This window comes from Agromyces mangrovi (genome assembly GCF_030296695.1).
Classification (GTDB): domain Bacteria; phylum Actinomycetota; class Actinomycetes; order Actinomycetales; family Microbacteriaceae; genus Agromyces; species Agromyces mangrovi.
In genome coordinates, this window is the sequence record NZ_AP027737.1 from 3,083,375 (window position 1) to 3,105,654 (window position 22,280).

Annotated in this window: 21 protein-coding genes and 1 pseudogene; 14 read left to right on the forward strand and 8 right to left on the reverse strand. The window is 71.1% G+C overall.

Features of this window, described 5'->3' with window-relative positions:
• Nucleotides 1-39 precede the first annotated feature (39 nt).
• Nucleotides 40-882 (forward strand): CPBP family intramembrane glutamic endopeptidase, encoded by an 843-nt coding sequence (locus QUE38_RS14675; RefSeq protein ID WP_286309015.1) that lies wholly within the window; start codon nucleotides 40-42, stop codon nucleotides 880-882.
• Between the two features lie 24 nt (nucleotides 883-906).
• Here QUE38_RS14675 and QUE38_RS14680 read toward each other — a convergent pair whose 3' ends face one another.
• A complete protein-coding gene (locus QUE38_RS14680) occupies nucleotides 907-1,254 on the reverse strand; it encodes a DUF488 domain-containing protein (protein ID WP_286309017.1) in 348 nt (115 codons plus the stop codon).
• 105 nt (nucleotides 1,255-1,359) lie between these two features.
• Here QUE38_RS14680 and QUE38_RS14685 point away from each other — a divergent pair, with 105 nt between their 5' ends.
• Genes QUE38_RS14685 through QUE38_RS14695 form a run of 3 tightly spaced genes read left to right on the forward strand, consistent with a single transcriptional unit; the run spans nucleotide 1,360 to nucleotide 3,674 of the window.
• On the forward strand, nucleotides 1,360-2,256 hold the full coding sequence (locus tag QUE38_RS14685) for a metalloregulator ArsR/SmtB family transcription factor (protein WP_286309018.1): 897 nt from the start codon (nucleotides 1,360-1,362) through the stop codon (nucleotides 2,254-2,256).
• A gap of 44 nt (nucleotides 2,257-2,300) precedes the next feature.
• The gene (locus QUE38_RS14690; protein ID WP_286311844.1) at nucleotides 2,301-2,714 is read left to right on the forward strand and encodes an arsenate reductase ArsC; all 414 of its coding nucleotides are present in this window, start codon (nucleotides 2,301-2,303) and stop codon (nucleotides 2,712-2,714) included.
• Between the two features lie 9 nt (nucleotides 2,715-2,723).
• Entirely contained in the window at nucleotides 2,724-3,674 is a 951-nt protein-coding gene (locus tag QUE38_RS14695; RefSeq protein ID WP_286309019.1) for a PstS family phosphate ABC transporter substrate-binding protein, read from the forward strand.
• A gap of 9 nt (nucleotides 3,675-3,683) precedes the next feature.
• Here the strand turns inward: QUE38_RS14695 and QUE38_RS14700 are convergent, their stop codons facing one another.
• Nucleotides 3,684-4,799, reverse strand: coding sequence for a hypothetical protein (locus QUE38_RS14700; protein ID WP_286309021.1), 1,116 nt, complete (start codon nucleotides 4,797-4,799; stop codon nucleotides 3,684-3,686).
• Nucleotides 4,796-6,223, reverse strand: coding sequence for an HNH endonuclease signature motif containing protein (locus QUE38_RS14705; protein WP_286309022.1), 1,428 nt, complete (start codon nucleotides 6,221-6,223; stop codon nucleotides 4,796-4,798). The genes QUE38_RS14700 and QUE38_RS14705 overlap by 4 nt, the downstream gene beginning before the upstream one ends.
• Before the next feature lie 164 nt (nucleotides 6,224-6,387).
• Between QUE38_RS14705 and QUE38_RS14710 the strand changes: the two genes are divergently transcribed.
• The 6 genes and pseudogenes from QUE38_RS14710 to QUE38_RS14735 all read left to right on the forward strand — a co-directional run bounded on the left by QUE38_RS14710 (nucleotide 6,388) and on the right by QUE38_RS14735 (nucleotide 12,575).
• The gene (locus tag QUE38_RS14710; RefSeq protein WP_286311845.1) at nucleotides 6,388-7,404 is read left to right on the forward strand and encodes an NADPH:quinone reductase; all 1,017 of its coding nucleotides are present in this window, start codon (nucleotides 6,388-6,390) and stop codon (nucleotides 7,402-7,404) included.
• Nucleotides 7,405-7,552: 148 nt separating this feature from the next.
• Nucleotides 7,553-7,822: a 30S ribosomal protein S15 gene (gene rpsO, locus QUE38_RS14715; RefSeq protein WP_281881850.1), complete on the forward strand. Its 270-nt coding sequence runs from the start codon at nucleotides 7,553-7,555 to the stop codon at nucleotides 7,820-7,822.
• A 106-nt stretch (nucleotides 7,823-7,928) separates the two neighbouring features.
• On the forward strand, nucleotides 7,929-8,933 hold the full coding sequence (locus QUE38_RS14720; RefSeq protein ID WP_286309023.1) for an EamA family transporter: 1,005 nt from the start codon (nucleotides 7,929-7,931) through the stop codon (nucleotides 8,931-8,933).
• A 69-nt stretch (nucleotides 8,934-9,002) separates the two neighbouring features.
• Nucleotides 9,003-9,860, forward strand: a pseudogene (locus QUE38_RS14725) (LLM class flavin-dependent oxidoreductase); the annotation flags it as partial.
• A gap of 31 nt (nucleotides 9,861-9,891) precedes the next feature.
• On the forward strand, nucleotides 9,892-11,964 hold the full coding sequence (locus QUE38_RS14730; RefSeq protein WP_286309025.1) for a S9 family peptidase: 2,073 nt from the start codon (nucleotides 9,892-9,894) through the stop codon (nucleotides 11,962-11,964).
• The gene (locus QUE38_RS14735; protein ID WP_286309027.1) at nucleotides 11,961-12,575 is read left to right on the forward strand and encodes a hypothetical protein; all 615 of its coding nucleotides are present in this window, start codon (nucleotides 11,961-11,963) and stop codon (nucleotides 12,573-12,575) included. The genes QUE38_RS14730 and QUE38_RS14735 overlap by 4 nt, the downstream gene beginning before the upstream one ends.
• Here QUE38_RS14735 and QUE38_RS14740 read toward each other — a convergent pair whose 3' ends face one another.
• Nucleotides 12,576-12,959, reverse strand: a complete 384-nt coding sequence (locus QUE38_RS14740; RefSeq protein WP_286309028.1) for a thioredoxin family protein — start codon at nucleotides 12,957-12,959, stop codon at nucleotides 12,576-12,578.
• Nucleotides 12,960-13,141: 182 nt separating this feature from the next.
• On the opposite strand from QUE38_RS14740, the gene QUE38_RS14745 reads away from it, so the two are divergent.
• The 3 genes from QUE38_RS14745 (at nucleotide 13,142) to QUE38_RS14755 (ending at nucleotide 16,006) form a co-directional block, all read left to right on the forward strand.
• Nucleotides 13,142-14,068, forward strand: coding sequence for an NADP-dependent oxidoreductase (locus tag QUE38_RS14745; protein ID WP_286309029.1), 927 nt, complete (start codon nucleotides 13,142-13,144; stop codon nucleotides 14,066-14,068).
• Between the two features lie 103 nt (nucleotides 14,069-14,171).
• Nucleotides 14,172-15,386 carry an LLM class flavin-dependent oxidoreductase gene (locus tag QUE38_RS14750; RefSeq protein WP_286309030.1) on the forward strand — a complete coding sequence of 405 codons (1,215 nt, stop codon included), beginning with the start codon at nucleotides 14,172-14,174 and terminating at the stop codon, nucleotides 15,384-15,386.
• The gene (locus QUE38_RS14755) at nucleotides 15,383-16,006 is read left to right on the forward strand and encodes an FMN reductase (RefSeq protein WP_286309031.1); all 624 of its coding nucleotides are present in this window, start codon (nucleotides 15,383-15,385) and stop codon (nucleotides 16,004-16,006) included. Before QUE38_RS14750 ends, QUE38_RS14755 begins: the two co-directional genes overlap by 4 nt.
• A gap of 147 nt (nucleotides 16,007-16,153) precedes the next feature.
• On the opposite strand, the gene QUE38_RS14760 is transcribed toward QUE38_RS14755, so the two are convergent.
• From QUE38_RS14760 to QUE38_RS14770, 3 genes are all read right to left on the reverse strand, one after another.
• Nucleotides 16,154-17,263, reverse strand: coding sequence for an oxygenase MpaB family protein (locus tag QUE38_RS14760; RefSeq protein ID WP_286309032.1), 1,110 nt, complete (start codon nucleotides 17,261-17,263; stop codon nucleotides 16,154-16,156).
• Nucleotides 17,264-17,435: 172 nt separating this feature from the next.
• On the reverse strand, nucleotides 17,436-18,068 hold the full coding sequence (locus QUE38_RS14765; RefSeq protein ID WP_286309034.1) for a DedA family protein: 633 nt from the start codon (nucleotides 18,066-18,068) through the stop codon (nucleotides 17,436-17,438).
• Between the two features lie 59 nt (nucleotides 18,069-18,127).
• Nucleotides 18,128-18,316 (reverse strand): DUF5302 domain-containing protein, encoded by a 189-nt coding sequence (locus QUE38_RS14770; RefSeq protein ID WP_286309035.1) that lies wholly within the window; start codon nucleotides 18,314-18,316, stop codon nucleotides 18,128-18,130.
• Between the two features lie 274 nt (nucleotides 18,317-18,590).
• Between QUE38_RS14770 and QUE38_RS14775 the strand changes: the two genes are divergently transcribed.
• Nucleotides 18,591-20,864, forward strand: coding sequence for a polyribonucleotide nucleotidyltransferase (locus tag QUE38_RS14775; RefSeq protein WP_286309036.1), 2,274 nt, complete (start codon nucleotides 18,591-18,593; stop codon nucleotides 20,862-20,864).
• Nucleotides 20,865-21,006: 142 nt separating this feature from the next.
• Here the strand turns inward: QUE38_RS14775 and QUE38_RS14780 are convergent, their stop codons facing one another.
• On the reverse strand, nucleotides 21,007-22,215 hold the full coding sequence (locus QUE38_RS14780) for an IS30 family transposase (protein WP_286309038.1): 1,209 nt from the start codon (nucleotides 22,213-22,215) through the stop codon (nucleotides 21,007-21,009).
• Nucleotides 22,216-22,280: the final 65 nt, after the last annotated feature.

The following is a 22,280-nucleotide window of genomic DNA, read 5'->3' on the forward strand; positions in this document are numbered from 1 at the left end:
GCCTGCGCGAGTCCGCATCCGGTATGCGATCCTGAAACGGTGACCGTCGCCACGCCCGCCACGACCGACACGCGCACCGCCCGCACGTGGGCGCTCGTGCCCGCCCTCATCGTGTGCGGCGCGGCCGTGCTGCTGTTCGGCGTGCAGCTCAAGTGGCCCGGCTACGCGATGCTCGCGGTGGGGCTCGTCGTCGCCTGGATCGTCGAGCGCGCGACCGGCGAGCACGCGCTGCTGCGCGACCTCGGGCTGATCGCGCTCGGCCAGGTGATCATCTCCACCATCTCGCTCGAGGCCGACATCAGCTACGCGAACATGGCGCTCATGGGGGCGGTGCTCGCGCTCGCTGTGGCCGTGCCGTACGTGATCTCGCGGTTCGTGTTCGGCGATCGCATCATCCGCTTCCCGTGGCGCACGGGGCATCGCTGGACGCCGGTGCAGTGGTCGTACCTGGGCCTCGTGGTGCTGCTCGGCTGGCTGATCCTGCCGTTCTACTTCATCACGTCTGGCGTGTACACGAACTGGCCGACCGTCACCGAGCCCGACGAGATCGCGCGCCTGTTCGTCGGCGTCAACGCGGTGGGCATCTGGGACGAGCTGTTCTTCATCGTCACGTGCTTCGCGCTGCTGCGCCGGCACTTCCCCGACTGGCTCGCGAACTGCCTGCAGGCGATCGTGTTCGTGTCGTTCCTGTGGGAGCTCGGCTACCAGTCCTGGGGCCCGCTGCTGACGATCCCGTTCGCGCTGCTCCAGGGCTGGACGTTCCGGCTCACGAAGTCGCTCACGTACGTGATCACGGTGCACCTGCTGTTCGACCTCGTGGTGTTCCTCGTGATCGTGTACGCGCACCTCGGCGTGCCGCCGATCTTCCTGCTCGCGCCGTAGCCGTGGCCTTGACTCGGCCGCCGCTCAGGCGGCGGTGAGGTACTCGGCCAGCACGACCGCGTGGTTGTGCTCGCGATCCTTCGCGCCGTAGAGCAGCGTCACGTGCGGGTGCGTGCGCACGTAGTTGCGGAGGTACTCCGCGGCCGCATTGGTCGCGAGCTCCGCTCGGTACTGCTCGGCGAACTCGTCCCAGCGCTCGAGGTGCGCATGCCACTCGGCCCGCAGCGCGGGTGAGGGGGCGACGTCCTTCGTCCACGAATCGAGCACGGCCCGCTCCTGGGTCATGCCGCGCGGCCAGAGTCGGTCGACGAGGATGCGCACCCCGTCATCTGGTTCGGGATCGTCGTAGACCCGTTTCAGCCTGACGTCCATACCTCGATCATCCTCCTGTTGAACCGTTTCGGCTCGATTTCCGCGCGACTGCCGCCGATTCGTGTCCTCGTCCGGTCGGTCTCGCTTCTGTATAGACTCCCGCCTATGAATGACGCGGCGGATGCCCCTGGGGCCGAGCGGTCCCTGACGGTGCTCGCCGACCCCACTCGCGTGCGCATCCTCGGGCTCATCCGCGACGCCGACGGCGGCCGCGAACTCGTCGGGCGCCTGGCCGACGAGCTCGGGGTGTCGCAGCCGACCGTGAGCCACCACATGCGCGCGCTCCTCGCAGAGGGCGTCGTGCGCCGCGAGCCCGACGGGCGGCGTGCCTGGTACTCCATCGACCCGTCGAGCAGCGATCGTGTCGAGGCCGTGCTCGGTCGCCCCGCGGCGCCCTCAGCGCCGCCCGACCTCGCGCGTATCACCGCGGACCTCGCCGAGCGCTTCCGCGGCACGTTCAGTCGCGAGACGGTCGCGCACTACGTCGCCGACAGTCACCGCCGGCTCGCGGCGACCGGGCCCGCGGCGCGCCTCGCCTCCCGCACCGCGGCGTTCACGGCGTCGCGCCTGAGCGCGCTGGATCGCGCCGAGGGTCCCGAGGCCGCCGTACCCGAGGTGCTCTTCGTGTGCGTCGAGAACGCGGGCAGGTCGCAGATGGCCGCGGCGATCCTGCACCAGTTGGCGGGTGACCGCGTGGTCGTGCGCACCGCCGGTTCCGAGCCGGCGGGGGAGGTGCGCGGCACGGTGGTCGCGGCGCTCGACGAGATCGGCGTGCCGCTCGGCGGCGAGTTCCCGAAGCCGCTCACCGACGAGGCCGTGAAGGCGGCCGACGTGGTGATCACGATGGGGTGCGGCGACGCGTGCCCCGTCTTCCCCGGCCGCCGCTACCTCGACTGGGAGCTCGACGACCCGGCGGGGCGGCCCCTGGAGGCGGTGCGCCCGATCCGCGACGACATCGAGTCGCGGGTGCGGGGCCTGCTGGCCGAACTTCACATTTCATAGATCACTGTCTATGCTTTCTCGTGACACGAGAAAGCGAGACCACCATGGCCGACACGCCCACCGTCCTGTTCGTCTGCGTCCACAACGCGGGCCGCTCCCAGATGGCCGCGGGGTACCTGCGCGCCCTGGGCGGCGACCGCGTCGAGGTCCTGTCGGCGGGCTCAGCGCCGAAGGACCAGATCAACCCCGTCGCCGTCGAGGCGATGGCCGAGGAGGGCATCGACATCGCGGGCAACACGCCCAAGGTGCTCACCACCGAGGCGGTGCTCGAGTCGGACGTCGTCATCACGATGGGCTGCGGCGACGCGTGCCCCGTCTTCCCGGGCAAGCGATACGAGGACTGGGAGCTCGACGACCCGGCGGGCCAGGGCATCGAGGCGGTCCGTCCGATCCGCGACGAGATCCGGCGCCGCATCGAGGGCCTGCTCTCCGAACTGCTGCCCGTCGGCCAGAACTGAGCGTTCGCCATGCGCACCACTGGGGGGATCGCCGGCGCGGCGATGGCGCTCGCGGCGGCATTCGTGCTGAGCGGATGCGCCGGGCAGGAGTCCGGCGCCGATGCGGGCCTCACGGGGACCGTCGTCACCGACGGTTCGTCGACCGTCGGCCCGCTCACCAAGGCCGCCGCGATCGAGTTCGAGGCGGTCGAGCCGGAGGTCGCCGTCACCGTGTCCATCACGGGCACCGGCGGCGGATTCCGCTCGTTCTGCCGGGGTGAGACCGATCTTTCGAATGCATCGCGCCCGATCTCCGACGACGAGATCGACGCGTGCGCCGAGGCCGGCGTCGAGTACACCGAGATCGTCATCGCGAACGACGGCCTGTCGGTCGTCGTGAACCCCGCGAACGACTGGATCCAGTGCATCACGGTCGAGCAGCTCCAGACGATCTGGGCGCCCGAGGCCGAGGGCGAGGTCACGAGCTGGAACCAGGTCGACTCGGAGTTCCCGGACGAGCCGCTCGTGCTGCACGGACCCGGTGGCGACTCGGGCACGTTCGACTACTTCACCGAGGCGATCAACGGCGAGGAGGGCGCGACGCGCACCGACTACGAGGCCTCCGAGGACGACGAGGTGATCCTCTCCGGCGTCACCGCCGAGGACGGCGGCATGGGCTACTTCGGCCTGAGCTACGTCGAGGAGAACCCCGATCGAGTGATGGCGCTCGAGGTCGACTCCGGTGACGGCTGCGTGGCGCCGACGGTGGAGACCGTGCAGGACGGCTTGTACGCGCCGCTCGGGCGGCCGCTGTTCATCTACGTGAACAACGCGTCCTACGCCGAGCAGCCGCAGGTCGAGGCGTTCGTCGACTTCTACGTGGACAACGCCGACGAGATCGCCGAGCGCGCGCTGATCGTGCCGCTCACCGACGAGCAGACCGAGCTCGCCGAGGAGGAGCTCGCGAGCGTCACGGGCTGAGGCGCAGGCTCAGCTCCAGAGTCGCTCGAACCACTCGAACAGCCAGAACAGCCCCACGGCGCCCGCGGCGACGCCGACCGTCGAGGTGGTCACCGCCCGTCGCCGTCGCAGGCGCGCGCCGCCGGGCGCGACCCGGTCGTGGTCGAGCCGCGAGGTGATAGCCGGCTGCGGGGCATCCGTCACCGGTACCGGCTCGACCACCCGGTCGTCGGCGTACCGGCTCGACCTCCCCGCCAGGCGTTCGCCGACCACCGACCTGATGCGGTGGAGCCGCCGCCATGTTTCCGGATCGGTCGGGTCGAACGGCTTCACCGAGTACACGTACAGCCAGTCGTCGACGACCTCCACGTCGTAGGCGGAGGTCTCATCGATGAGCAGCGCCATCACGTCGGGCGTGAAGAGGTAGAGCGCGTCGGTCTCGTACTCGCGCGGGCAGTAGAGCGCGAAGTGACGGTCGAAGTCACCCTCGAGCGAGAGGCGCTGGTCCTTCGCGAAGCCGATCGGCAGTTTCGAGACGCCGAAGGCGCCGTCGTTGCGGGTCGCATCGAGCAGCAGGTGGGGGAGCCGGCGGTCGAGCCGCACGGCGAGGTAGCCCCAGCGGTGCACGATCGGGTCGCGTTTGCGCGACGTCCGCTCCTCGTACACCCGCGTGCCGACCTCGACTTCGCGCTGACCGGGCTCGTCGGGCACGAACCGGAACACGTCCTCGTCGCGGCGGGCGGATCCGACGTGGAAGACGATCCCCTCGTGGCGGCGCCCGTCGATGCGGGATTCGTAGTCGAATCCGTTGGCGCGTGCGAACGAGACGAGCCGGGCGTACCGCTCGCGCCGTCGGTGCTGCAGTTGCAGCCAGCCGAGCCAGGCCACGGTGATCAGCGCGGCGACGACGAGGAACACCACGACGCCGAATGCCCGCGACCCGAGCACGGATGCGACGAGCGAGGACGCGAACCCGCCGAACGCGACCACGGCCACGAGACCGAAGACCGCGATCGGCACGAGTGCCTTCACCTGCGGTGAGCGCAGCACCTCGCCGAGCGTCGGCACCGGTGCGAACGCGTGCGCCTCCTGCATGGCCTCGGCGCTCACGGGCTCGAGCAGCGGGCGGACGTCGGGCTCCCTCACTCGCACGATGCTAGTGAGCGAACTGTGCCTCGCGCACTGCTACGCCGCGGGGTCGATGGTGCGGTCGGCGGCCCAGGGTGGTTCGGGGTCGTCGTCGATCTCGGTGCCGGCAGGCGCGGGCGCGGCAGACTCGTGTGCGACAGGCGCGGGGGCGGGTGCCTCGGGTGGCGGTTTCTCGCGGAAGGGTGATTCGGCGCTGGTGAGGTATTCGCGGCCTGCGGGGAGACCCAGAGGAGTTCGCCGTCGGATTCTTGGGTGACGCGCCATGCGGTCTTGTGCTTGAGGCGGTGGTGCTTGCGGCAGAGGTGGGCGATGTTGTCGTGGCGGGTGTCGCCGGCGCGGGCCCAGTCGACCGTGTGGTCGAGGTCGCAGCGTTGCGCGCGGCGGGAGCAGCCGGGGAAGCGGCAGCCGCCGTCGCGGACGCGCAGGTAGCCGGTGAGGTCGGCGGGCACCCGGTAGGTGGTGCGACCGTAGGAGAGGTAGGCGCCGGTCTCGGGGTGGGTGAGGATGCGGTGGAATGACGGGGCGTGCGCGGCGATGCGGCGTGCGGTGTCGGCGTCGATCGGGCCGTAGCCGTCGAGTTCGGCGGGTTCGTCGCTCGCGCCGAGGAGGGTCATGACGGGCACGGTGACGTAGACCTTCGGGGTGACCGCGCCGAGCGGTGAGGCGGGCGGTGCGAGCGGGGACCCAGTGGGTGCGTCGTGCAGCCAGCCGCCGAGGAGGAGGTCGGCTGCGGCGTCGGTGCGGCGCTGCATGGGCGTGCGCACATCGCCTGCCTCGTCGTCGGATCCGGTGACGTCGGCGAACGTGTCGAGCCGGGACATGATCGCGACCCCACGCTCGGCTTCGAGGTGGATGCTGAGCCAGGCCATGCCGTCTGGGGCGGGGTCGAGCCCGACGCACCGTTCGGCGCGTGCGACCTCGTGCCGTTCGATCGGCTCGACGGGGTGCATGCGCTCGCGCAGCTTTCGGGCGCGCCGCCGGAACGCGGACGGGGTGTCGCCGGCACCTTGTTCGAGGGCTTCGCGTTCGAACTCGGGCTGCGTCTCGGCGGGCAGTTGGCTGGCGAACTCGAGCAGGGTGCGCACGCGGCCGAGGCACATCGACCCGTCGGAGAGGGTCTGCAGGGTCGAGGCGAACCGGCCGGTCAGCTGTTCGGCGTCGCCGACCATGCGCCCCGCGGTGCGCTCGTGCACGGACAGCGACGTGGCGAGCTCGGCGATGAACGCCCGGGTGGCGAGCTCCCGATGCGTGAACGTGCTCAGCTCGTCGACGCCCTCGACGTCGGCGGCGAGCTCACGCGCGCGAGCCACGCGCCGCAGCTGCTCGGCCTGCGCCGCGCGGATCGACCGGTCGAGTTCGGTGATCGCCGCCAGCTCGGCATCGAGTGCCGTACGCGGGTCGGTGATCGCGGAGAGCTCCACGGGCCAGTGCTCCCAGGTCGAAGGCGAGATTCGAACGGATGTTCGATTCTATCGGCAGAAACACAGGATGATCAAGGGTTTGTGCGAAGGAAGGCGGAAGAATCCGGCTCACCACAGGATGGCCAGCCCGGAATGCGCACCGCGCTCCCGATGTTCCCGTGAGCATGCAGGCGATCGTCTACTCCCGTCCCGGTGACTCCTCCGTGCTCTCGCTCGTTGAGCGGCCGCTGCCCGTTCCCGCCGCGGGGGAGGTGCGCGTGCGCATCGCGGTCTCGGGCGTCAACCCCACGGACTGGAAGGCCCGCGCGAGCAACCCGACCGTGCCCGGCGAGATCGTGCCGAACCAGGACGGCGCGGGCGTGGTGGACGCCGTCGGCGCCGACGTCGCCGGCCTCGCGGTCGGGGACCGCGTGTGGATCTACATGGCCGCCCACGGGCGCCCGACCGGCACGGCCCAGGAGTACACCGTCGTTCCCGCGGAACGCGTCGTCCCCCTGCCCGCCGACGCGAGCTTCGCGCTCGGGGCCAGCCTCGGCGTTCCCGCGATGACGGCGCACCGGGCGCTGACGGTGCACGAGTTCGGCCCCGCACGACTCGCGCCGGGCGCGCTCACGGGCCGCGTCGTGCTCGTCGCGGGCGGCGCCGGCGCCGTGGGGCACGCCGCCATCCAGCTCGCGCACTGGGCGGGAGCGCTCGTCATCGCGACGGTGAGTTCGCCCGAGAAGGCGGCACTCGCGACCGCCGCCGGCGCCGACCACACGATCGAGTACACGACGGAGGACGTCGCGTCGCGGATCCGCGAGGTCGCTCCCGACGGGGTCGACCAGATCGTCGAGGTCTCCCTCGCGGCGAATGCCGAACTGGACGCCGAGATTGCCGCCAACCACGCCTCGGTCGCGTACTACGCCGACGACGGCGGCTCCGGCTTCACGATGCCGATCCGCCCGAGCTTCGCGAAGAACGTCCGCGTCCAGGGGCTCCTGCTCTACACGGTCGGCCAGGCCGCGCTGGATGCCGCCGCCGAAGACGTCGCCGCCGCCGTCCGCGACGGCGCGCTGCCCGTCGGCGCGGACGCGGGCCTGCCGCTGCACGACTATCCGCTCGCACGGACCGCCGCAGCTCACGACGCCGTCGAGAAGGCCGCCGTCGGCAAGGTCCTCATCCACGTCGCCGAACTCTGACACCGCCCCGAGCCGCCCGCCCCGCGCGTTCACCGTCACCAGCCGCCTCTGGTAAGATCTTCAGGTTGCCGTCATGACGGCCGCGGACAAAGAGCGCTCGGGCATCCGGCCCGGAGCACCGCGCAACGAGTAGGAAGGGGATCCCTCTATGGCACTGGATGCAGAGACCAAGAAGGCGATCATCGACGAGTACGCGACCCACCCCGGTGACACTGGATCCCCCGAGGTCCAGATCGCGATCCTCAGCACCCGCATCAAGGACCTCACCGAGCACCTCAAGGAGCACAAGCACGACCACCACTCGCGTCGTGGCCTGCTCCTCCTGGTCGGTCAGCGTCGTCGTCTGCTCGGCTACCTCGCCGACGTCGACATCGACCGCTACCGTGCGCTCATCGGGCGTCTCGGGCTGCGCCGCTAGTCGTCGGCGACACCGCGAACTTCTTCACGACGGCCTCCGCCCACCGGCGGGGGCCGTCGTCGTCTCCCAGAAAATCACGACCACCGCACCCACCAGTAGGAGCACCGTGCGCGCATCACGCGGACTCGCCGGCATCGTCGTCGGCCTCGCCGCCGGCCTCGCGTTCGGCGCGGGCGGCGCCGTCGTCAAGCCGCTGCTCGAGGCCGGCTGGTCGCCCGGTGCCGCGGTCTTCGCGCGCATCGTGGTCGCGGCCGTCGCGCTCGCGATCCCCGGGCTCGCGGCGATGCGGTGGAGCATCCGCCCGCTTCTCTCGGCCTGGCGCACGGTGCTCGCGTTCGCGATCCTCGGCGTCGTGCTCACCCAGGTCGCGTTCTACGCGGCCATCGAGCGCATCCCGGTGAGCCTGGGCCTGCTCATCGAGTACCTCGCGCCCGTCGCCCTCGTGCTGCTCGCCTGGATCCGCCTGCGCCGCGCCCCGCAACGCGTCGTCATCGCCGGCTCGATCGTCGCGATCGCGGGCCTCGTGCTCGTCATCGGACCCGGCGGCGGCGACCTCGACCCCGTCGGGCTCCTGCTCGCGGGCCTCGCGATGGTCGGCATGTGCGTGTACTACGTGCTCGGTGATCGAGCGGATGCCTCGCTGCCGCCGCTCGCCCTCGCGGCGTCCGGCTTCGTGGTCGGCGCGGTCGTGCTGGGGCTCGTCGGCCTCACCGGCATCCTGCCGTTCGAGTTCGCCTTCGTCGACGACGTCGTCTTCCTCGGCGGCACCGCGCCCTGGTACGTGCCCGTGCTCGTCGTCGGACTCGTCTCGACCGCGTTCGCGTATGCGGCCGGCATCACCGCGATCCGCATGCTCGGCACGCGCCTGGCGTCGTTCCTCGGGCTGTCCGAGGTGATCTTCGCCGCGATCGTCGCGTGGATGGTGCTCGGCGAGGTCATCACGCCGCTCCAGATGCTCGGCGGCGTGCTCATCCTCGCCGGCATCGTGCTCGTGCGGCAGGAGCGCGACGACCGCAGCGGACTCGACGAGGTGCCCGGTGCGGAGCCGGTGCCACTGCCGAGCGACGCGACGGCCGAGCCGCCTCGCGACGACGTCCGAGGCGACACCTAGACTCGGGCTCATGCGCGTCGGCATCGTCATCCTCCGCAGTTCGACTGGCCGGAGGCGGCCCGCTTCTGGCGCGGCGCCGAGGAGCGCGGCTTCGACCACGCCTGGACCTACGACCACCTCTCCTGGCGCTCGCTCGCCGGCGAGCGCTGGCACGCCACGATCCCGACGCTCACCGCCGCGGCGATGGTCACCGAGCGCATCCGCCTCGGCACGTTCGTCGCGAGCCCGAACTACCGCCATCCGGTGCCGTTCGCGAAGGACGTCGCGACGCTCGACCAGATCTCCGGCGGCCGCGTGCTGCTCGGCCTCGGCTCGGGCGGCACGGGCTTCGACGCGCACGTGATGGGCCAGCACGAGCTGACCCCGCGTGAGCGCGTCGACCGGTTCGCCGACTTCACGGCGACCCTCGACGAGCTGCTGCGGTTCGAGGGGCAGCGGGGCGAGGGGCGAGCGGATGCCTCGAGCGGCATCTCTCACGACGGCCCCTGGTACACCGCGCGAGACGCTCGTATGGTCGGCGAGCCTTCACAAGCCCCTCGCATGCCGTTCGTCGTGGCCGCGAACGGACCGCGCGCCATGCGCATCGCCGTGACGCACGGGCAGGGCTGGGTCACGACCGGGCCGTACGTCGGCGCGAACGATGCGGACTGGTGGCGTGCGGTCGGCGACCTCTCGGCGCGCCTCGACGACGCCTGCGAGGCGGCCGGACGCGACCCGCGCAGCATCGAGCGCCACCTCAGCCTCGACCGCGACGCGTCGTACGCCATGCGCAGCGTCGACGCGTTCGAGGAGGCCGTCGGCCTCGCCCGCGAACGCGGGTTCACCGACGTCATCACGCACTGGCCCCGCACCTCGGGCATCCACACGGGCGACGAGCGCGTGCTCGACGAGGTCGCGTCACGGCTGGATGCGATCCGCGCGGACTGAGTCGCCGCGGATCGCAGCTAACGTTGACCCCATGCCCTTCGACTCGCTCGACGACTACATCCGCATCCCGAGAGTCGAGGCACTCGCCCTCTCGCCCGACGGCGCCCGTGCGGTGCTCACGATCGCCACGCTGTCGAAGGACGGCACCGCGTACGAGAAGGCGCTCTGGAGCGTGCCCGCGGACGGCTCGGGCGCCCCGACCCGCCTGACCCGCTCCGCGAAGGGCGAGGCCGGCGCTGCGTTCACCGGCACCGGCGACCTGCTGTTCGTCTCGGCCCGCCCCGATGCCGAGGCCGACGGCGACGACGAGGCCGCGCAGCTCTGGCTGCTGCCCGCCTCGGGCGGCGACGCACGGCCGATCACCCGCCTCGCGGGCGGCGTGGCGGGCATCGGCGCCGTCTCCGAGGCATCCGCTCGTGTCGTGATCAACGCCGAACTCCTGCCCACGCCCGCCGATCTCGAGGCCGAGGCCGCCCTCCGCGGCCGCCGCAAGAAGGCCAAGGTCGCCGCGATCCTGCACGACTCGTACCCCGTGCGCTTCTGGGACCACGACCTCGGCCCCGCCGAGCCGCACCTGCTCGCGCTCGACCTCGGCGACCTCGCCGACGAACTGCCGACGACGGATGCCCCGGGCGACGAGTCCGACGACGACGCGACGACCCCGTATCCGGCCAGCCTGCCCCGCCCGTTCGACCTGACGCCCCGGCCCGGCCGCGAGGCCGACTCCGCCGGCACCGCGGTGACGCCCGACGGCGCGACCGTGATCGCGTCGCTCCGCGTGCCCGGCCCGCAGGAGGGCCGCCGCATCCTCGTGGCGATCGACGCCGCGACCGGCGAGCGCCGCACGCTCGTCGACCTGCCCGACGTCGACGCGGCCGGTCCGGTGATCAGCCACGACGGCACGACGCTCGTGCACGTGCGCCAGGCGAAGGCGTCGCCCGCGGGCCCGACCGATGTCGAGATCTGGGTCAGCGACCTCGACGGGCAGGGTGCCCGGCGCATCGCCGAGGGCTGGGACCGCTGGGCCACCTCGCTCGCGTTCGCCGACGACGACGCATCGCTCATCGCGACCGCCGACTCCGACGGCCGCGCGCCGGTCTTCCGCATCCCGCTCGACGGCTCCGCGCCCGAGCAGCTCACCCACGACGACTTCGCGTACACCGACGTGCGCGTCGTGCCCGGCTCCGCCGACCTCGTCGCGCTGCGCTCGACCTGGATCATCGCGCCCCACCCCGTGCGCATCGGCGCCGACGGCACGATCACGCCGCTCGCGAGCCCGGCGCCGGCCACCGCGGCATCCGCCCGCATCGAAGACGTCGCGACCACGGCCGCCGACGGCACCCGCGTGCGTGGCTGGCTCGTGCTGCCCGAGGGCGCCTCCGACGCGGAGCCCGCGCCGCTCCTGCTGTGGATCCACGGTGGGCCCGTCGCGAGCTTCAACGCGTGGAGCTGGCGGTGGAACCCGCTGCTCGCCGCCGCCCGCGGCTACGCCGTGCTGCTGCCCGACCCGGGCCTGTCGACCGGCTACGGCCTCGACTTCGTCGGCCGCGGGTGGAACGCGTGGGGCGACGAGCCGTACACCGACCTCATGTCGATCACCGACGCGGTCGAGGCGCGGGCCGACATCGACGAGACCCGCACCGCGGCGATGGGCGGCTCGTTCGGCGGGTACATGGCGAACTGGGTCGCCGGGCACACCGACCGGTTCCGTGCGATCGTCACGCACGCGAGCCTGTGGGCGCTCGACCAGTTCGCCGGCACGACCGATATGACCGCGTACTGGACCCGCATCTTCACGCCCGAGGCGATGGCGGAGCACTCGCCGCACCGGCACCTCGCGAGCATCCGCACTCCGCTGCTCGTGATCCACGGCGACAAGGACTATCGCGTGCCGATCGGGGAGGGGCTGCGACTCTGGTCCGACCTGGCCGCCGCGCACGCCGCCGACGACGGCACGACCGTGCACCGCTACCTGACCTTCCCCGACGAGAACCACTGGATCCTGAAGCCGCAGAACGCCGTCATCTGGTACGAGACGATCTTCGCCTTCCTCGACCAGCACGTGCACGGCGCAACCTTCCAGCGCCCGGAGCTGCTCGGATGAGCGCGCCGAAGCGCAAGCCGCTCGGGCAGTGGGAGCCGCTGCCGTACCTCGTGGTGCTCGCGCTCGCCGTGGCGATCAGCCTCGCCCGGCCCGAGGTCGCGCCGTTCGCGTTCTGGCCCCTGCTCGTCGCCGTCACCGCGGCGGCCGCCTGGCTCGTCGCGACGCTCGTCCGCGACAGCCGGTCCACCCGCAACCCCGATCGCTGGGGCGACCTGCGCACGCTCGACGGCATCCGCGTGATCGACGCACCCGGCCTGCCCCGCGCGGTGAGCGGCGTCGTGCCCGTGCTCGACGCGCAGCGTCACCAGTCGACCATCGACCTCGCGCGTATCCACGGCGGCAGCGAGCAGCGCGCGGTGCTCGTGCCGAGGGCGAGCCGCTGGATGTCGTGGCGCTACCGGGTGGGCGTGCAGCTCGTGGGCGGCACGCGGCCGCACCTGGCCGGGTTCCTGCCAGAGGTGGCGGACGAACGGTGGCGCGAGGTGCTCGATCGGCTGCGCGGGCACGGCGCGTACGTGCGCGTGCCGGCGACGATCGTCGGGGCGGAGCGCCCCTTCCGGGTCGAGCTCGACCTCAGTGGGCTCGAGGCGGTGGCTGCCGAGGAGGGCTGATCAGCTCTCGGCGGGCGTGAGCTCCGACTCCTGCTGGGCCAGCTGCTCGCGCACCTGGTCCATGTCGAGGTCGCGCACCTGCGAGATGAGGTCGTCGAGCACGGGGCGGGGAAGCGCACCGGCCTGCGAGAAGACGCCGATGCCGTCCTTGAAGGCCATGATCGTCGGGATCGACGTGATGCCCATCGCGGCGGCCAGCTGCTGCTGGTCCTCCGTGTCGACCTTCGCGAAGGTCAGGTCGGGGTTGTCGTTCGACGCGGCCTCGTAGTTCGGGCCGAACTGGAGGCAGGGGCCGCACCAGCTGGCCCAGAAGTCGACGAAGACGGTGCCGCCTTCGAGGATGGTCTTCTCGAAGGTGTCCAGGGTCAGCGCGACGGTAGCCATGCGCTCCACCATAGGTGAGCCGGCTGGACGGTACCTGCGTGCCATCCCCAAGCAGCCTCCACGAGTCGTCATGAAGTGCCGGAATCGCGGCGGGATGACGGCAGTTCATGACGACTCGCGAAGGAGCGAGGGCGATGGGCCTGGCGGATACGATGGGCCCGCCCGACGATGAGGAGGACCGCATGCCCCGTGCCGTGATGATCGAACGTCGTGGATCCGTCGAGGGCCTCGCCGTGCGCGAGGTGGAACGGCCGGACCCTGGGCCGGGACAGGTGCGGGTGCGGGTCGAGGCCGCGGGCCTCAACCCCGTGGACTGGAAGATCATCGAGCGGGATGCCGCGTGGCAGGCGTACGCCGCCGACCTCGCGCTGCCGGTCGGCAACGGCAACGACCTCGCCGGCATCGTCGACGCGGTCGGGCCGGGCGTCACCCGGTGGGCGATCGACGACGAGGTGCTGGGTGGCGCGCGCTTCCACGCGCAGGCCGACTTCGCGCTCGTGGCCGAGGACGCGCTCGTCGCCAGGCCCGCCGCGCTCACGTGGGAGCAGGCCGGCGCGCTCGACATCGTCGCCCGCACGGCGGCGGCGAGCGTGCGCCAGGTCGCCCCGCAGCCGGGCGAGACCGTGCTGGTGAGCGCGGCAGCGGGCGGCGTCGGCGTGCTCGCCGCGCAGCTCGTCGCCCGCCACGGCGCGACCGCGATCGGCACCGCGAGCGACGACAACCACGAGTTCCTGCGCTCGATCGGTGTCGTGCCGGTCGCGTACGGCGACGGGATGGTCGAGCGCATCCGCTCGATCGCGCCCGGCGGCGTCGACGCGGTGCTCGACAACCACGGGCGCGCGACCCTGCAGGCCGGTCTCGACCTCGGCGTCGCCCCGGCGCGCATGAACACCATCGCCGACCGCCCGTTCGCCGCCGAGATCGGCGCGACCGGCGTCGGTGGTGCGAACGCCCGGGACGGCGACCTCGCCGACATCGTGGCGCTCATCGCCGACGGCGAGCTCGCGTTCCCGGTCGACACGGTGTTCCCGATCGAGCGCGTGGTCGACGCCTACCGTCACCTGCAGGCGGGCCACCTGCGGGGCAAGGTCGTGCTGGTCACCGAGTAGGGCGCCGGGGGCGCGGGAATAGCCGCGGCGAGGCATCCGTTCACTCATTTACATGCACATGCATAGAATGGATCCCACGAGGAACGAGGGCCAGGAGGCCGCCATGCAATTCGGAATCTTCACCGTCTCCGACATCACCCAGGACCCGACGACCGGACACACCCCGTCCGAGGCCGAGCGGATCCGGGCGACGCTCACCATCGCCAAGCACGCCGAGGAGGTGGGCCTGGACGTCTTCGCGCTCGGCGAGCACCACAACCCGCCGTTCTGGTCGAGCTCGCCCACCACGACGCTCGCGGCCATCGCGGGCGCCACCTCGACGCTGCAGCTGTCGACCGCCACCACGCTCATCACCACGAACGACCCGGTCAAGCTCGCCGAGGACTACGCGATGCTCCAGCACGTGTCCGACGGCCGCGCCGACCTCATGCTCGGCCGCGGCAACACCGGGCCGGTCTACCCGTGGTTCGGCAAGGACATCCGCCAGGGCCTGCCCATCGCCATGGAGTCGTACGAGCTGCTGCGCCGCCTCTGGCGCGAGGACGTCGTCGACTGGGAGGGCAAGTTCCGCACCCCGCTGCAGGGCTTCACCTCGACGCCGCGCCCGCTCGACGGCGTGCCGCCGTTCGTGTGGCACGGCTCGATCCGCACCCCCGAGATCGCCGAGCAGGCGGCCACGTACGGTGACGGATTCTTCGCGAACCACATCTTCTGGCCCGCGTACCACACGCAGCGCATGGTGCAGCTGTACCGCCAGCGGTTCGAGCACCACGGGCACGGCACCGCCGCGCAGGCGATCGTCGGCCTCGGCGGCCAGGTGTTCATGCGCAAGAACTCGCAGGACGCCGTCGACGAGTTCCGCCCGTACTTCGACAACGCGCCGGTCTACGGGCACGGCCCGAGCCTCGAGGAGTTCAGCTCGCAGACACCGCTCACCGTCGGCAGCCCGCAGCAGGTCATCGACCGCACGCTCGGCTTCCGCGACTACGTCGGCGACTACCAGCGCCAGCTGTGGCTCATCGACCACGCCGGCCTGCCGCTCAAGACCGTGCTCGAGCAGCTCGACCTGCTCGGCGAGGAGGTCGTGCCGGTGCTGCGCCGCGAGTTCGCGAAGAACCGCCCCGCAGAGGTTCCGGATGCCCCGACGCACGCGTCGCTCGTGCGCGCGACGTACGGCGACGCCGCTCCGCGCCAGGCCGTGCCGAACGCCAACCGCGGTGACAACCTCACCGTGGGCTCGCCGTACCAGGACGCCGTGCCCGCGGCGCCGACCGGCTCCGCCTTCGGCCTCGCGGCCACCCGGGGAGGTGCACGATGACCACGCGCATCGTCGTCGTCTCGGCGGGCCTGTCGACGCCGAGCTCGACCCGGCAGCTCGCCGACCGGCTGACCGCCGACGCGGTCGCCATGCTCCGCGAGCGCGGCGCCGACGTCGAGGTGCAGGTGTTCGAGCTGCGCGACCTCGCGCACGACATCACCAACCACCTGCTCATGGGCTTCGCGCCGCCGAAGCTGCAGGCCGCGCTCGACGCGGTCGCAGCCGCCGACGGGCTGATCGCGGTGACGCCGATCTTCACGACCAGCTACTCGGGCCTCTTCAAGTCGTTCATCGACGTGATCGACCCGCAGGCGCTCACCGGGCTGCCGGTGCTGCTCGGCGCGACCGGTGGCACGCCGCGGCACTCGCTCGCGATCGACTACGCGATCCGTCCGCTCTTCACCTACCTGCACGCGGTGCCCGCGACCACGGGCGTGTTCGCCGCGACCAGCGATTGGGGCGACGGCGACGGCGTGCGCTCGCTGCCCGACCGCGTCGCACGTGCGGCCGGCGAGTTCGCCGACCTCGTCGCGCGCACCGACCGGAGTGGTCTGGTGAACGACCCGTTCGCGCTCGACCGGCCGGTGGGTCACCTGCTCGGCGGGCTCGCGGGGGAGTAGTACGAACGAACGGGGCGGGCTCGGCTGATGCCGGCCCGCCCCGCCGTTGCGTACAGGATCAGTACGACGGGCGGTTCATGTCGGGCACCTCGATCGGGGTGGTCTGCGTCGACGAGCCCTTGTTGAGGAACGCCATCGCGAGCCCCTTCACGAACTTGTCGAACATGCGGAACGTCGTCGGCATGATCGGGATGAGGCTCTCGCGGAACTTGATGTACAGCGGCCAGCCCTCCTCGATGATCTTCTTCGACGTCTCGTCGCGGAACAGGCCGAGCCAGTCGCCGATCTCGTCGCCGAGCATGTAGCGCACGAACTCGTTGAGGAACCCCGGGTGACCCCGAGGTCGATCTGGGCGGTGAGGCCGAGCAGCACCTCGGCGAGATCCTGCCCCTCCGGTGTCCAACCGAGGATCGGCGTGAGCGTCGCGTCGGCCTGCGCATGCGCCTCGTCCCACGTCGCCGGGATGTACTCGTCCTGCACGCCGAGGTAGTGCAGCGCGACCTGCCACGCGTGCAGGAACGACGCCTCGTCGTAGGACGACATCGGCACGCCCCACTGCTTCAGCATCTTGTGCGCGAACGTGCCGGTGCTGTGGAACGTGACCAGGATGTCGCCGTTGCTGATCGGGATCTGCTCGTCGGCGACCGCCTGCCAGTGCGGCGACTGCGGCAGCAGGTGGCGCACCGCGGCGTGCACGATCCTGGTCTTGTTCGCGGTCACCTTGAACTCACCCGACCACTCGAACGCATCCTTGTCGGTCAGGTCGTAGCCGAAGGCGAATGTCTTCGCCGCGCGGTCCTGCATGTCGGCGCCGCCCTTCGACCAGTACACCGACTTGGCCTCGCGCGGGATGACGGTGCTCATGATGCCGCCGCCGACCCCGTAGATGAAGAAGAGGTAGCTGTCCATCCGGCGGTGGAAGTCGGCCGCTCGGCGGAGCTTCCACCAGTCGGCCCAGTCGGGCAGCTTCGTCGACTCCGTGAAGTAGTTCCTCAGGTCGGTCGGCAGGGCGCTCGGCACCGGCTGCCAGTTGTGCACCCAGTTGCGCATGGCGTCGTTGACCTGCGCGACCTGGCCGTTGTCGACGATGGACGCCATGATCTGGTCGATCTCCGGGTCCCAGACCTGCTGCGGGTCGAGGCCGGCACCGCTGCCGGCGACGGACCCGGCCGGGGACCACGCCCAGGCCGCGCCGGGGACTGCTGCGCCCGCGAAGCCGAGCGCGGCTCCGAGGGTCAGGACGGAACGTCTGTTCATTTCGGGCACGAGGCCACCTGCTTCCCGAGAAGAGGATGGACCCCGTCTGCACGATCAGCATCGATCGTGCGCCACCACCAGCGCCCATCCTTGGACATGTGTGATTGGTCGTTAACATATGGGCGGACGCGGTGCTCCACAAGCCCCGATCGAAGCGAATTCATCGCCTGAGTCACTCCAGCTCGGATGAGGATTCCTCGTTCACCTTTCGGTGCGACCGACGCGCCGCCACGATCGCGACGGCGCGGTCCACGAGCAGTCCCAAGCCGATCGCGATCGGGATGGAGATCGCCACGGCGAGCAGCGGTTGCTCGCGCAGCGCACTTCCCACGAGGCCGCCGATCGCGACGTTGTAGATCGCCCACGCCAGGCCCGCGGCCGCGGAGAGCGGCAGGTACCGGCGCAGGGGCACCCGACCGGCCCCCGCGGCGAGGTTCACCGCGATGCGCGCGAACGGCACGTACCTGGCGGTGAAGACGAGCACCGCCGTGCGCCGGTGGACCGTCGCGCGCACCCGTTCGATCGCGCGGCCGACGCGCCCCTCGCGCTGCCAGCGCCAGCGGTCGGGGCCGATCCGCCGGCCGATCAGGTAGCAGAGCAGGTCACCGGTCGCGGCTCCGGCCGCCGCGACGGGCACGACCAGCAGTGCGGAGGGCGAGCCGGTCGAGGCCGAGAGGGCGCCCAGCGCCACCACGGCGGTCTCGCTCGGCAGCACCACCAGGAACGCGTCGCCGACGACCAGCGCGAACAGCGCCGGCAGCAGCCACGGCGACCCGGTGAGGCCCTCGATCCACGCGGCATCCACCGCGCCGTTCTCTCACGGCGAGGTGAACGGCAGGCGACCTGGCGTCCGGTGGGCCCGGATCAGCCGCTCTTGCGGCGGAACTCGCGCTGGTGCGTCGCGGGGCCGTGAGCGTCGTGCACGGCCGACTCGCCGTCTAGGTGCGCCTCGCCGCGGCCCTCGGCCTGCTGCTTCTTGCGCTCGAGCGCTTCGCGGAACTTGCGCTTGGTCTCGTCGCTCGCGCCCTGTGGAGTCTCGTCGTCGGAACCCATGCCGCCAGTGTATCCTCGGCCGCCCGCAGGCGGCTCTGATAGGCTCGTCGCGGTCGTTCGGGGCGTCACTCGATTCCCCGCGCGGCCCTGGGGCAGGCCCGGCAGGAAGCTGGTCCCCTGTGGTGGACTTCGGAACGGATGCGTCCGAGGTGTTCTACTGGTGGCCAGCGCAAACGATTCACATCCTGACTCGCTGAGATTCTGCCTGTTCCCTGCTCCTGCGTAGGAGTCGTGCCCATACGGGGTGCGACGGGAAACAAAGGAGAGAGACCTCTTGGAAGGTCCTGAGATCACCGCCGCCGAGACCGTCATCGACAACGGTCGCTTCGGCACCCGCACCGTCCGGTTCGAGACCGGGCGACTCGCCCAGCAGGCGCAGGGTTCGGCCGTCGCCTACATCGACGGCGAGACCATGCTGCTGTCGGCCACGTCCGTGTCGAAGCAGCCGAAGGAGCACTTCGACTTCTTCCCGCTGACCATCGACGTCGAGGAGCGCATGTACGCCGCGGGCCGCATCCCCGGCTCGTTCTTCCGCCGCGAGGGCCGCCCCTCGACCGAGGCGATCCTCACCTGCCGCCTCATCGACCGCCCGCTGCGCCCGTCGTTCGTCGACGGCCTCCGCAACGAGGTCCAGGTCGTCGTGACGGTGCTCGCGATCGACCCCGACGAGCTCTACGACGTGCTCGCCATCAACGCGGCGTCCATGTCGACCCAGCTGTCGGGCCTGCCCTTCTCCGGCCCCATCGGCGGCGTGCGCGTCGCGCTCATCGACGGCCAGTGGGTCGCGTTCCCGAAGCACGCCCAGCTCGCGGAGGCCGTGTTCAGCATGGTCGTCGCGGGTCGTGTGGTGACGGATGCCTCGGGTGGCACCGACGTCGCGATCATGATGATCGAGGCCGAGGCCACCGACAACGCGTGGGACCTCATCCAGGCCGGTGCGGTCAAGCCGAACGAGCAGGTCATCGCCGAGGGCATCGAGGCGTCGAAGCCGTTCATCAAGCAGCTCGTCGAGGCGCAGCAGCAGGTTGCCGCGACCGCCGCGAAGGAGACCGCCGACTACCCGACGTTCCCGCCGTACCAGCAGTCGACCTACGACGTGGTCGCAGGCATCGCTTACGACGAGCTCAAGGGCGTCTACCAGATCGCCGGCAAGGTCGAGCGCCAGGACGCCGACGACGCGCTCAAGGCGCGCGTCAAGGAGGCCGTCGCCGCCAAGGTCGAGGCGGGCGAGCTTCCCGAGTCCGCCAACGGCGAGGTGTCGGCCGCGTACAAGTCGGTCACGAAGCTCGTCGTGCGCTCGCGCGTGCTGAACGACGGCGTGCGCATCGACGGTCGCGGCCTCGCCGACATCCGTCCGCTCGACGCCGAGGTGCAGGTCATCCCGCGCGTGCACGGCTCCGCCATCTTCCAGCGCGGCGAGACCCAGATCATGGGCGTCACCACGCTGAACATGCTGAAGCTCGAGCAGCAGATCGACTCGCTGAGCCCGGTCACCAAGAAGCGCTACATGCACAACTACAACTTCCCGCCCTACTCGACCGGTGAGACCGGCCGCGTGGGGTCGCCGAAGCGTCGCGAGATCGGGCACGGCGCACTCGCCGAGCGCGCGCTCGTGCCGGTGCTGCCGACGCGCGACGAGTTCCCGTACGCGATCCGCCAGGTGTCCGAGGCGCTCGGCTCGAACGGCTCGACCTCGATGGGCTCGGTCTGCGCGTCCACGCTGTCGCTGCTGAATGCGGGCGTGCCGCTGCGCGCACCCGTCGCGGGCATCGCGATGGGCCTCATCTCCGACACCGTCGACGGTGAGACCCGCTACGCGGCCCTCACCGACATCCTCGGTGCCGAGGACGCGCTGGGCGACATGGACTTCAAGGTCGCAGGTACCTCGGAGTTCGTCACTGCCATCCAGCTCGACACCAAGCTCGACGGCATCCCCGCCTCGGTGCTGGCCGCCGCGCTGACCCAGGCGAAGGAGGCGCGCACCACGATCCTGTCGGTGCTGAACGCCGCCATCGACGGCCCCGACGAGATGGCCCCGACCGCTCCGCGCGTCATCAGCGTGCAGATCCCGGTCGACAAGATCGGCGAGCTGATCGGCCCGAAGGGCAAGACGATCAACGGCATCCAGGACGACACCGGCGCCGACATCTCGATCGAGGACGACGGCACCGTGTTCATCGGCGCGACCGACGGCCCGACGGCCGAGGCCGCCCGTGCCGCGGTGAACGCGATCGCCAACCCCACCAACCCGGAGGTCGGCGAGCAGTTCCTCGGCACCGTCGTGAAGATCGCCGCCTTCGGCGCGTTCGTCTCGCTGCTGCCCGGCAAGGACGGCCTGCTGCACATCTCCGAGGTGCGCAAGCTCGCCGGCGGCAAGCGCGTCGAGAACGTCGACGACGTGCTCGGCGTCGGGCAGAAGATCCTGGTCGAGATCACCAAGGTGGACGACCGCGGCAAGCTCTCGCTCGCCCCGGTCATCGCGGACGAGGCGGAGACGCACGGCCGTGACGCGGCCGGCGAGCACGCCGACGCGCCCGTCGAGGGCTGATCTCCCGCACCACGCACGCGATGCCCGTCCCGGATCCGATCCGGGGCGGGCATCCGTCGTTCTCGGGCGCCTCGCGACTCAGCCGCGCGCCACACCTCGAGTCGTCATGAAATGTCGCTATGACTGCGGCGGTTTCAGGGTGTCAGTGCAACACCGTGAGTAGTTGGTCCAGTTTCTCAGCTGGGGTGTGGAAGCCGAGGGTCTGTCGTGGGCGGATGTTCAGGAGGCGTTGCGTTTCGGTGAGGTCGGTGTCGGTGATGGTGTTGAAGTTCGTGCCCTTGGGGTAGAAGTCGCGGATGAGGCCGTTGGTGTTCTCGTTGCTGCCGCGTTGCCAGGGTGCGTGCGGGTCGCAGAAGAACACGTGGACTCCGGTGCGGATCGTGAGCCGGGCGTGCTCGGCCATCTCGCTGCCTTGGTCCCAGGTGATCGTGCGGGCCAGGTCGGTGGGCAGGTGGCTGATCATGCCGGCGAGCACGTCGGTCACGGTACGGCTGTCGCGGGTCCCGGGCAGCCTGCCGAGCAGCACGAACCGGGTCTGTCGTTCGACGAGGGTGACGATGCCGGAGTTCCCGGGGCCGACCACGAGGTCGCCTTCCCAGTGCCCCGGGACCGCCCGGTCGGCGGCTTCCGCGGGCCGGTCCGTGATCCGAGCCCCGTCCAGCCAGGGCCGGTTCGAACGGGCGGGGAGTTTGGACTGCGGCTTGCGACCGGTCCGGCCGGTGCGCAGCGCTTTCTGCACGGTCAGTTCGTGCCGCAACCCGCCACGACCCTGGACGTACAGGGCTTGGTAGATCGTCTCGTGCGACACCCGCATATCCTCCCGCGTCGGGAACAGCACCGGCATCCTTCCCGCGACCTGCTGCGGTGAGAACTTCGCGTTCAGCCCGTCCACGACCGCGGACCGCAGCGCCGGGTGCAGGTCCAGCTTCCGGGCCTTCGGGCGGGCGCGCTGCGCTCGCGCGCGATGGTCCGCGACCCGCGCGTCGTACAACACCTCGCTCCGGTACCGCAGCGCCGACCGGGCGACCTCACGCGACACTGTCGACGGTGCGACCCCGATCATCGCCGCGATCGCACGCCGCGACAGCCCACGCGACAACCCGACCTGGATCACCGCCCGATCCGTCGCCGACAACCGGCGCCCATGCCCGACACCGGCCCCGGTAAGGCCACGCGCCGCAACCGCGCCACCATGGCGCCCTTTCGCCAACTCCACGCCGGCCAGCATCGCCCACCGCGGAACCTGCCGCGACCCGATCCCGAGCCTTCCCGCAACAGCAGGCGAACTCAGACCATCCAGCAACAACCCCAACGCCACCGCACGAACCTGCAACGACGAATGCGACCCCATCCCAGCCTCCCAGGCAACGAGGCGTTGCACTCACCCCCTGAAACCGCCTGCCCTGATTCCGACAT